Consider the following 10,250-nt stretch of genomic DNA (forward strand, 5'->3'; position numbering starts at 1 on the left):
GACAGGTCCAGTACAAGGTCGCCGACGCCGTCGCCGACGGCTGTGTGCAGGACCTTTCGGGCGTCCGCCGCGCTGCGGACGTCGAGGCGGCCCCCGACGACCAGCCCGGCGTGGTCCCCCCTGATGTGCATATGCGCTCTCCGAGAGTGCCCCCGTACTTCGTGGGCGGAGAGGACGTTCACGCCGAAGAATTCATCGTTTCTCCCGCGCCGGATGGCGGTGCGGCCCTGGAACGTGCGGCCCCGGTCGTCCACGGCGCCGTCAGGGGTGAAGGCACCGAGGAAGGCTTCGAGGTCACCGGTCTTGGCAGCGTTCGTTATCCGCCGCACGGCGGGTGGCAGAGGGATGCCGTTCATCGCGGGTTCCTGTTCTGCTCATGTGTGGTCGGTCGAGGTGTCCTGGGCCGCGCGGTGGGGGGTCAGGAGGTCGTCAAGGCCGATGCGGGTGAGGAATTCGGCGCGGATGTGGTCGGCGACGGCGCTGACGGTCTCGCTCCCGTCGTCGGCGGGGTCGATGTGGACGCGGAAGGGCCGCTTGCCGTGGGGTGTGTCGACGACGTCGACGATGGCGGCCGCGACCTGGGATATGTCGGCGTCGGCGGGGGCGAGGGCGGCCAGGCGCTCGGAGACCTGGTCCATGAGGCCGGCGTAGCGCGCTTCGTAGGCGGGGACGACGGTCTGTTCCGCGGGATGTCCGCCGGTGACGAAGTGGTTGGTGCCGGTGGTGAAGGAGCCGGGGACGATGATCGACGTCTCGATGTTGAAGCGGGCGAGTTCGGCCGCGTAGGAGACGGCGAGGGCGTCCATGGCCGACTTGGCGGCGAAGTAGGGCGCGAGATAGGGCGGGGTGCCTCCCTTGGTGGAAGTGGAGCCGATCCACAGGACCAGGCCGTGTTCCTGGGCGCGCAGATGGGGCAGGGCGGCCCGGTTGACGCGTTGGGTGCCAAGGACGTTGGTGTCGTAGACGGCGGCGAGCTCTTCGGGGGTGAACGCCTCGGTCGGGCCGGTGACCATGTGCCCGGCGTTGTGGACGATGACATCGAGGCGGCCGGCCTCGGCCAGGACCGTGGCAACGGCGGCGTCGGCGGACTCCTGGGAGAGGACGTCGAGTTCGACGGTCCTGAGGTCTACGGCGTGGTCGGCGGCGTAGGCACGGGCGTCGCTCACCCGGGCGGCGTTACGCCCGGTGGTGTTGCGCATGGCCGCGTAGACGGTGTGGCCCGCGTCGGCCAGGCGGCGGGCGGCGAGGGCGCCGAATCCGGAGCCCGCGCCGGTGATGAGGATGGTCTTGCTCATGACATCACTCCTTGGGTCTGAGGGTGACTGTGGTGACCGGTTGATGGGTGCGTTGCGGGGAGGCTCAGATCGCTCCGCCGTTGGCGCGCAGCACCTGGCCGTTGATCCAGCGGGCGGGGCCGGCGAGGAAGGAGACGACCTCGGCGATGTCGGCCGGGGTGCCGAGGCGCTCCAGCGGGTTCATCTTCGACATCCGGTCGATGGTCTCGGCGTCCTTGCCGTCCAGGAACAGCGCGGTGGCGGTCGGCCCGGGGGCGACAGCGTTGACGGTGATGTCCCGGCCCCGCAGCTCGCGGGCGAGGATCAGCGTGACGGCCTCGACGGCGCCCTTGGTGGCGGCGTACGCGCTGTAGCCGGGGAGGGCGAGCCCCAGGACGGACGTGGAGAAGTTGATGATGGCGCCGCCGGAGCGCAGCCGGCGGGCCGCCTGCTGGTCGACGACGAACGTGCCGCGGATGTTGGTGCGGTGCATCCGGTCCAGCGCGTCCAGGTCGGTGTCGACCAGCGGCGCGAGCGTCATGACGCCGGCCGCGTGGACGACCACGTCCACACCGCCGTAGGTGTCCTCGGCGAGGTCGAAGAGGGCGGCGACCGCGTTCTCGTCGGCCACGTCGGCGCGGAAGGCGACGGCCTGGCCGCCCGCCGCGGTGACGGCGGCGACCGCCGCCTCGGCCTCGGTCTGGTTGCCCGCGTAGTTGACCACGACGGCGAAGCCGTCCGAGGCCAGCCGCTCTACGCTCTCGCGGCCGATGCCCCGGGAACCGCCGGTGACGATCGCGACGCGGCGGGGGGTGGGGGTCTGGGTCTGCTCAGTCATCGTGCCGCTCCTGTCGAAAGGTGGGAGGCGGTTTCGGTTCCGCGACCCGATGAGAGCAACGCTAACATCTAAAACGTAGCAGCGCTATCTCGGGGGCGTAGCGGCGCTAAATGTGGTGCTGGACAACTTCCCCCCGCACAAGCCTGCCAAGGTCCGCACCTGGGCCACGGCCACCAGGTCGAGCTGGTCTTCCTTCCGGCCTACGGCTCCTGGCTGAACCGGATCGAGGCCGAGTTCGCTGCCCTGCGCTCCTTCGCGCTCAACGGAACCGACCGCCGCAGCCACGACGAGCAGAACGCGGCCATCGCCGCCTATGTCCGCCGGCGCAATGCCCGCGCCGAACCGAAGGCGAACTTCGTGACCCGCCGTGAGGCTCGCACGGGCCGCCCGCCGCAACCGACGCATGCTCCTCCACGTCCCACAGGACGTGACCGCCACCTCAGCCGACTCGACCACACAGGTGTGGCCGTACTGCGCGCATGGCTCCGGGGCGGACGGCGTCGGCTGTCGTGGCCGCATCGTCGAGCCGCACACCGTCTGCCTGGCCCATCTCACCGACGCCGACCGTTCCGCCTACCTCGCCGGGTTGCAGCCCGGCGTTGACCTCGATCACCGTGGTACGTCGTTCACCGAAGAACTGCTGAGCGAACTGCTCGCCGCACTCACAGACCCTGCAACAGACGATCCTCACGTGGGCAACGCCGTGTTCGACACGGCGCGGTTCAGCGGCGACGCCCACTTCGACGGGGCGAAGATCAGTGGGGACGCGTCGTTCTATGAGACAGAGATCGTCGGTAACGCCTGGTTCTACGGGACGGAAATCGGCGGCGACGCCAGGTTCGACGATGCGGAGATCGGCGGCAACGCCTGGTTTGTCAGTGCCAAGATCAGCGGTGACGCCGACTTCTACCGGATGCACATCGGCGGTGACGCGCTGTTCCAAAAGGCGCAGATCGCCGGTGAAACCCACGTCGTTGCGACGGAGATCAGCGGCGACGCCTGGTTCGACGACATGGAGTTCGGCGGCGACCTCTGGCTCTCCGCTGCGACGATCCGGGGGAGTGCATCGTTTGCCGGGGCGAAGTTCAACGGCAGCGTCCTCCTCCACAGCACGGTGTTCGAGCGCACCGCCCAGGTGGGTCCGCTGGTGTGTGCCGGAACGCTGGATGTGTCGGAGGCGGTGTTCCATGGTGCCGTGACCATCGAGGCGTCGACAGCGGCCCTGCAGTGCAGGCGGACACGGTGGGCTTCCACAGCCGCGCTGCGGCTGCGCCACACGGCTGTGGATCTGAGCGACGCGGTCCTGGAATACCCGGTGAGCATCGCCGCCCGGGCCCGGCCCTTCATCGTGAACGGCCTGGAGATGCCCGAACCCGATCCGACGGATCTTCCGGTGCAGGTCGTATCACTGCGGGGAGTGGACGCGGCTCACCTGGTCCTTACCGACGTCGACCTCACCGACTGCCTCTTCGTCGGGACCATCCACCTTGACCAGTTGCGGCTGGAGGGCCGGTGTCTGTTGGCCACCACCCCGTCCGGGCTGCGATGGCGCGGCGTGTGGCCGGTGCGCTGCACGCCGCGCCAGACACTGGCCGAAGAACACCACTGGCGTGCCACCCGCACCCACGGCGCGGATGGCTGGGTCCCTGCGCCCGAGGGGGAGGCGGTGCTGGATCCGGCCGCGCTGGCCCCGGCATACCGGCAGCTGCGCAAGGCCTTCGAGGACGGCAAGGACGAGCCGGGGGCGGCCGACTTCTACTACGGCGAGATGGAGATGCGCCGTCACGACCCCAGCACTCCGCGCGCCGAGCGGGCCCTGATCGCCGCGTACTGGGCTCTGTCCGGCTACGGGCTGCGGGCCTCCCGTGCCCTGGGCTGGCTGCTGGCGACCATGACCGCCACTGTGCTGGCCATGATGCTGTGGGGCCTCCCGCAGGACGACCCGAAACCGCAGAGCACCGGCACTCTCACCGGCCGCACCATCACCATGACCACAGACACCCCCGATCCGGCCAATCCGCATGGGCCGTATGCACAGCGGATGTCGACCGGGCGGTTCGAGAAGTCCATGCGGGTGGTGATCAACTCGGTGGTCTTCCGCTCCTCCGGCCAGGACCTGACCACGGCGGGCACGTACACGGAGATGGCCTCCCGTCTGGTAGAGCCGGCCCTGCTCGGCCTCGCCGTCCTTGCTGTGCGCGGCAGGGTGAAACGGTAGTGGGCGACCGCTGCACCGACTGGGCGCTGGGTCCCGGCACCACAACGGGCTTCCGCCTCATGGAGAACTCCCGGCGGACGGCTCCGGGCCACCGCGGCCGGTGTCACCTGGCGAGATGAGGCGCTCACGATGCAAGAAGCTGCATGGCGCCTTCATACCTCGTCCCCCTGGCAACGAATACCTGGCAAGCAGGACGGTCGGTCGCCGGCAGCCCAGGGAGTGCGCATGACGGGACACCAGCTCGAGGTGATGGGCACCCCGGCCGTCCCCGGTACGGAAGAGACGCTCGCCCGGCTGCTCGCGGACGTCGCGAAGCTCGACGAGGTGCCTCTCGACAGTCATTTCTTCAACGATCTGGGGGCCGACTCCCTGGTCATGGCGCACTTCTGCGCGCGTGTCAGGAAGCGGCCCGACCTGCCGTCGGTGTCGATGCGGGACGTCTACCGGTATCCGACCATCAGCGCGCTGGCGGCGGCGATGGTGGACGGCGCACCTCAGGGCACGGCTCCGGGTACGCCGCCGGTTCCCGCCCCCGACACACGGCCGCGGCCACCGGCGGAACCGACGGGCCGTCCCCACTACGTGCTCTGCGGCGTTCTGCAAGTGCTGTGCTATCTCGGCTACGCCTGCCTCCTCGCCGTCGTCACCGCCCGCGGCTACGACTGGATCTCGGGCGGGAGCGGCCTGCTGCAGGCCTACCTGCGGTCCGTTGTGTTCGCCGCCACGCTGCTGGTGGTCCTGTGCGCTCTGCCCGTGATCGTGAAGTGGCTGCTGATCGGCCGGTGGGAACCGCAGCGGATTTGCGTCTGGAGCCTGGTCTACGTCCGCTTCTGGCTGGTCAAGACGCTGGTCCGGTCGAGTCCGGTCCTGCTGTTCGCCGGGTCGCCGCTGTACCCGCTCTACCTCAGGGCGCTGGGTGCCCGGATCGGAAGGGGGGTGACCATCCTCTCGCGCAGTATGCCTGTCTGCACCGACCTGCTGACGATCGGCGACGGCACGGTGGTCCGCAAGGACTCGCTGATCAACTGCTACCGCGCACACGACGGTGTGATCGAGACGGGTCCGGTCACCCTGGGCCGGGACGCGGTCGTCAGTGAGGCGACGGTGCTGGACATCGGCACCTGTCTCGGCGACGGATCCCAGCTGGGCCACGCGTCCGCGCTGCACACCGGTCAGGAGGTCCCGGACGGCCAGCACTGGCACGGGTCGCCGGCCCAGCCCACGGACGCCGAATTCCAGCCGGTCGAGCCGGCCCGCTGCGGCACCCTGCGGCGAGCGGTCCACGGAGCCCTCCTGCTGTTCACCGCAATGGTGGTGTACGTGCCGCTGGCGGTGGGCTGTCTGGACGTGCTGCTCTCCCGCATCCTGGAGGAAAACACGGCGCTGGAGCAGGCGCAGACGTCCCCGGCCGGCTGGGTTTTCTACGTGGACGTGCTGGTGGTCACGGCCGTGATCTTTGCCTGCGCCGTGCCCGCCGCCCTCGTCGTCCTGGCCACCGTCCCGCGGCTGCTCGCCCGGTTCGTCACCCTGGGCCGGACGTACCCGCTGTTCGGCTTCCACCATGCCGTGCACCGGGCGATCCTCCTGATGACCAACAGCAGGTTCCTCACCCGCCTGTTCGGCGACAGCACGTGCATCGTGCACTACCTGCGCTGGATCGGGTACGACCTCTCCCGCGTGGAGCAGACCGGGTCGAACTTCGGCACCCGGGTCAAGCACGAGAGCCCCTTCATGAGCAGGGTCGGCACGGGCACCATGGTCGCCGACGGTCTCTCCCTGATGAACGCCGACTACTCCAGCACATCCTTCCGCCTGTCGCGGACCGCGATCGGAGCGCACAACTTCCTCGGGAACCGGGTCGCCTACCCCTCGCGCGGCAGGACCGGTGACAACTGCCTCCTGGCGACCAAGGTGATGGTCCCCGTCGACGGCCCGGTCCGGCACGACGTGGGACTGCTGGGGTCTCCCAGCTTCGAGATCCCACGGTCGGTGATGCGGGACAGCACCTTCGACGAGCTGACGAACGGGAACGGGCTGCGCCGCCGCCTGGCCGCCAAGAACCGGCACAACACCGTCACAATGGCGTGGTTCCTGTTCGCGGGATGGCTGTACTTCTTCTGCATCACCCTGCTCTTCGCGTGCGCCGCGAGCCTCTACCCGCAGTGGGGCACGGCAGCCATCGCGCTCGCCAACGCCCTCGCACTGCCGTTCACCGTCCTGTACTTCATCCTGGTCGAGCGGGCCGTGACCGCACTGCACCCTCCGGGACCGCTGTTCTGCTCGATCTACGACCGCCGCTTCTGGCAGCGTGAGCGGTACTGGAAAGTTCCCTCGGAGACGTATGTGCAGGTCCTCAACGGCACGCCGTTCAAGGGATTCGCGTGGCGCCTGCTGGGCGCAAGCGTCGGCACCAGGCTGTTCGACGACGGACTCAGCGTGACCGAACGCGGGATGGTCACGATCGGGGACAGCTGCACGTTCAACGCGGGAAGCGTCGTCCAGCCCCACTCGCAGGAGGACGCCACGTTCAAGTCGGACCGCAGCGAGATCGGCTCCGGCTGCACCCTCGGCGTCGGAGCGTTCGTGCACTACGGCGTGCGGATCGGTGACGGTGCCGTGCTGGCGGCGGACTCCTTCCTGATGAAGGGCGAGGTGGTCCCCGAGCGTGCTCGCTGGGCGGGGAATCCGGCCCGTCCCACACCCGATGGCGGCGGAGGTGAAGGGTGATGGCGAGGACGACGGCACCGACCGACGGCCGAACCCACGGCGGCGACGCACGATCCGGCGGGGAACCCACGGCCGACGCCGCCGCACAGGCCGGGGACGCCGCGCCCGCTGTCGGCGGCACACCGGCCGAGGGCGGCTTCACAGCCGTACCGCGGTGGACCCGTGCCCCGGTGCCCGGCACCGCCGAGCATGTCACGCCCGTCCCCGCAGCAGTGACGACGGCCCTGCACCGGCGGGCCCGGGAACTGGGCGTCCCGCTCACGGCGGTGTTCCTGGCCGCGCACGCCAAGGTGCTCGCCACACTCTCCGGCGACCCCGTCGTCCGCACCGGCTACCTGTCCACGGCGGGCACCCCGCCCCTCCCCGTCCAGTTGACCGTCGGGCCCGGTACATGGCGCCAACTGCTACTGGCATCCCACCGGGCCGCATCGGGGCTGCTGTCGTCCCGGACCAGCTCGTCGGCCGACGCGCCGCCGCGCACGGGCGGGACCGCACCCCGTCCCGAGGCCGTGTTCGACCCGACCGGACGCGGGCCGGCGGGCGAGAACGGCACCGTTCTCATGGTGACGGCGGCGGAGCAGGACGGCCGACGCGTCGTGCGCCTGCGCTACCGGACCGACCTGCTGGACGCGGACTGCGCGGCGCGGATCGCCGGATACCACCTCGCCGCTCTCGAGCAGATCGCCGCCGACCCGGACGCCCCGCACCACCGGCACAGTCTGCTGTCAGCCGAGGAGATCCGGTTCCAGATCGACGGACTCGCCGGTCCGCGCCGGGATCTGCCCGACCGGCGCTGCCACGAACTGTTCGAAGAGCGCGTGCGCAGCCATCCGGACGCCGTCGCCGCCGTGCACCGCGACCGGCAGTGGACGTACGGGGAACTGAACGTGCGGGCCAACCGGCTGGCCCGTGCCCTGCTGGCGCAGGGGCTGCGCCCCGAGGACACGGTCGCGGTGGTGACCGGGCGCGACCTGAACTGGCTGGCCGGCGTGCTCGCCGTCTTCAAAGCAGGCGGCGCCTACCTCCCCCTCGACCCGCACTACCCGCCCGGGCGCATGACCACCATGCTCACCCGCGCCGCCTGCCGGTTCGTGCTCACCGAGCCGGGCGCCACCACGAACCTGGACCGGGCGCTGGACGTGCTGCCCGGCACCCGTACGCTGCTCGTCCCGGACATCACCGAGCGGGCCACCGACGGAACCGACCCGGGGGTCGAGGTGCCGGCCGACCGGCTCGCGTACGTGTTCTTCACCTCCGGCTCGACCGGTGAGCCCAAGGGCGCGATGTGCGAGCACGCGGGCCTGCTCAACCACCTGTACGCCAAGATCGACGACCTGGACATCGGTGCGGGCACGGTCGTGGCGCAGACCGCCTCGCAGTGCTTCGACATCTCGCTGTGGCAGCTGCTCGCCGGCCTGCTGACCGGGGGCCGGACCCTGCTGGTCGAACAAGACGCGATCCTCGACGCCGACCGGTTCCTCGACACGATCGTCGAGGGCCGGGTCAACGTGCTCCAGGTCGTGCCCTCGTACCTCGACGTCATCCTGTCCGCCCTCGAACGCGCCCCGCGCGACCTGCGGGACCTGCGGTGTGCGTCGGTCACGGGGGAGGCGCTCAAGAGTGAGCTGGCGCAGCGGTGGTTCACCACCGGGCCCGGGATCCGTCTGGTCAACGCCTACGGACTGACCGAGACGTCCGACGACACCAACCACGAGGTGATGGACCGCGCGCCCACCGCCGACCGGGTGCCGCTCGGCCGGCCCGTCAACAACGTGTGCGTCTATGTCGTCGACGACAACCTGATGCCGGTGCCGCTCGGCGCCCCCGGTGCCATCGTCTTTTCCGGTGTCTGCGTCGGCCGCGGGTACGTCAACGACCCCGAGCGCACGCGGCTCGCCTATCTGGACGATCCGTACCGTCCGGGGCAACGGCTCTACCGGGGAGGCGACTTCGGCCGCTGGCTGCCCGACGGGAAGCTCGAGTACCTCGGTCGCAGGGACGCGCAGGTGAAGATCCGCGGGTTCCGCGTCGAGATCGGCGAGATCGAGAACACGCTGCTCCGGGTCCCCGGCGTCCGCGACGGCGCGGTGGTGGTGACGGGGGAGGGGCACAGCAGGCAACTGGCCGCCTTCTACACGAACGGGGAGCCCCTGACCGCCGAGGACGTCCGCGAGCGGCTCGGCGACCTGCTTCCCGAATACATGGTCCCGGCCTCCTTCCACCAGGTGGCGCGCCTGCCGCTCACGGCCAACGGCAAGACCGACACAAAGGCGCTGGCGGCGCTGGCGGAGGAACTCGGCACGTCCGGCGACGCCTACCGGGCACCCAGGACGCCGACCGAACAGCGGCTGGCGGAGAAGTTTGCGACGGTCCTCGGCATGCCGCTCGACCGCATCGGCCGGGGCGACAGCTTCTTCGACCTGGGCGGCACCTCCCTGTCGGCCGTCCGGCTCGCGGTATCCCTGGACCGCCTGATCTCCCTTCGTGACCTCACCCGCCATCCGGTGCTGGCCGAGCTGGCCCGTCTCATCGACACCCGGACATCGGGCCTGCTCGGAACAGGCGCCCAGGTCCGGGGGGTCCTGCGGCCTCTGCTGACCCCGGACGGCCCCGCGCGGGCCGCCCTGGTCTGCTTCCCCGACGCAGGCCGGACCGGCGCGGAATTCCTGCCGCTGGCCGAAGCACTGCGCGGCACCGACAACGGCAGTGGACTGACGGTCCACATCGCCGCGCAGCCGGACGCGGCACGGGTCGCCGCGGAGACCGGCCGCCTCGGCGCGCCCGGCATCCTGCTGTGGGGCGACGGCTCGGGCGCGGGGTCGGCCGTGGAGGCGGCGCGGACCCTGCAGCAACACGGGGTCCCGGTCCTTGGCGTGTTCCTCTCCGTGCGGTCCCCTTTCGGCCCTCCGCGGGACGCGGAGCGACTGACAGCCCCTGTCACCGTGCTGGTCGCCGCCGAAACGCCCGGTGACGCCGAAGCCGGCAGCGAGGCAGGCGAGGTGGCGATGGCCCGCCGGGCACCCGGCGACTGGCGTTTCCTGGCCGAGCGCGTCGACGTGCGGGATGTACCCGGCGGCGGCCGCCACTTCCTGAGCACCCGCCCGGCGGAGGCCGCCGAGACCCTGGTCCGAGCCGCCTTCCCGCCGACCGAGCCGTGAATCCGCGCATCCAGAGGAGAACCCAATGCTGTCCG

The 10,250-nt window shown here is 70.6% G+C and carries 5 protein-coding genes and 1 pseudogene; 3 read left to right on the forward strand and 3 right to left on the reverse strand.

What is annotated here, in order from left to right:
• The 3 genes and pseudogenes from ACTWQJ_RS37430 to ACTWQJ_RS37440 form a co-directional block, all read right to left on the reverse strand.
• Window positions 1-131, reverse strand: a pseudogene (locus ACTWQJ_RS37430) (anti-anti-sigma factor); the annotation flags it as partial.
• A gap of 243 nt (window positions 132-374) precedes the next feature.
• Complete coding sequence (locus ACTWQJ_RS37435; RefSeq protein WP_443310903.1) at window positions 375-1,295, reverse strand: SDR family oxidoreductase; 921 nt, start codon at window positions 1,293-1,295, stop codon at window positions 375-377.
• Window positions 1,296-1,359: 64 nt separating this feature from the next.
• Window positions 1,360-2,112 carry an SDR family oxidoreductase gene (locus ACTWQJ_RS37440; RefSeq protein WP_443310904.1) on the reverse strand — a complete coding sequence of 251 codons (753 nt, stop codon included), beginning with the start codon at window positions 2,110-2,112 and terminating at the stop codon, window positions 1,360-1,362.
• Between the two features lie 427 nt (window positions 2,113-2,539).
• Between ACTWQJ_RS37440 and ACTWQJ_RS37445 the strand changes: the two genes are divergently transcribed.
• The 3 genes from ACTWQJ_RS37445 (at window position 2,540) to ACTWQJ_RS37455 (ending at window position 10,215) form a co-directional block, all read left to right on the forward strand.
• Window positions 2,540-4,330: a pentapeptide repeat-containing protein gene (locus ACTWQJ_RS37445; protein WP_443310905.1), complete on the forward strand. Its 1,791-nt coding sequence runs from the start codon at window positions 2,540-2,542 to the stop codon at window positions 4,328-4,330.
• Window positions 4,331-4,555: 225 nt separating this feature from the next.
• Complete coding sequence (locus tag ACTWQJ_RS37450) at window positions 4,556-7,057, forward strand: Pls/PosA family non-ribosomal peptide synthetase (RefSeq protein ID WP_443310906.1); 2,502 nt, start codon at window positions 4,556-4,558, stop codon at window positions 7,055-7,057.
• The gene (locus tag ACTWQJ_RS37455; RefSeq protein WP_443310907.1) at window positions 7,057-10,215 is read left to right on the forward strand and encodes a non-ribosomal peptide synthetase; all 3,159 of its coding nucleotides are present in this window, start codon (window positions 7,057-7,059) and stop codon (window positions 10,213-10,215) included. The genes ACTWQJ_RS37450 and ACTWQJ_RS37455 overlap by 1 nt, the downstream gene beginning before the upstream one ends.
• Window positions 10,216-10,250: the final 35 nt, after the last annotated feature.

The sequence above is a fragment of the Streptomyces sp. KR55 genome (genome assembly GCF_052245645.1).
GTDB lineage: Bacteria > Actinomycetota > Actinomycetes > Streptomycetales > Streptomycetaceae > Streptomyces > Streptomyces flavusporus.

Bases quoted from the DNA above. Each gene is read 5' to 3' on its own strand.
- ACTWQJ_RS37450 (WP_443310906.1), top strand. From the start codon at position 4,556: ATGACGGGACACCAGCTCGAGGTGATGGGCACCCCGGCCGTCCCCGGT.
- ACTWQJ_RS37440 (WP_443310904.1), bottom strand. From the start codon at position 2,112: ATGACTGAGCAGACCCAGACCCCCACCCCCCGCCGCGTCGCGATCGTC.
- ACTWQJ_RS37455 (WP_443310907.1), top strand. From the start codon at position 7,057: ATGGCGAGGACGACGGCACCGACCGACGGCCGAACCCACGGCGGCGAC.
- ACTWQJ_RS37435 (WP_443310903.1), bottom strand. From the start codon at position 1,295: ATGAGCAAGACCATCCTCATCACCGGCGCGGGCTCCGGATTCGGCGCC.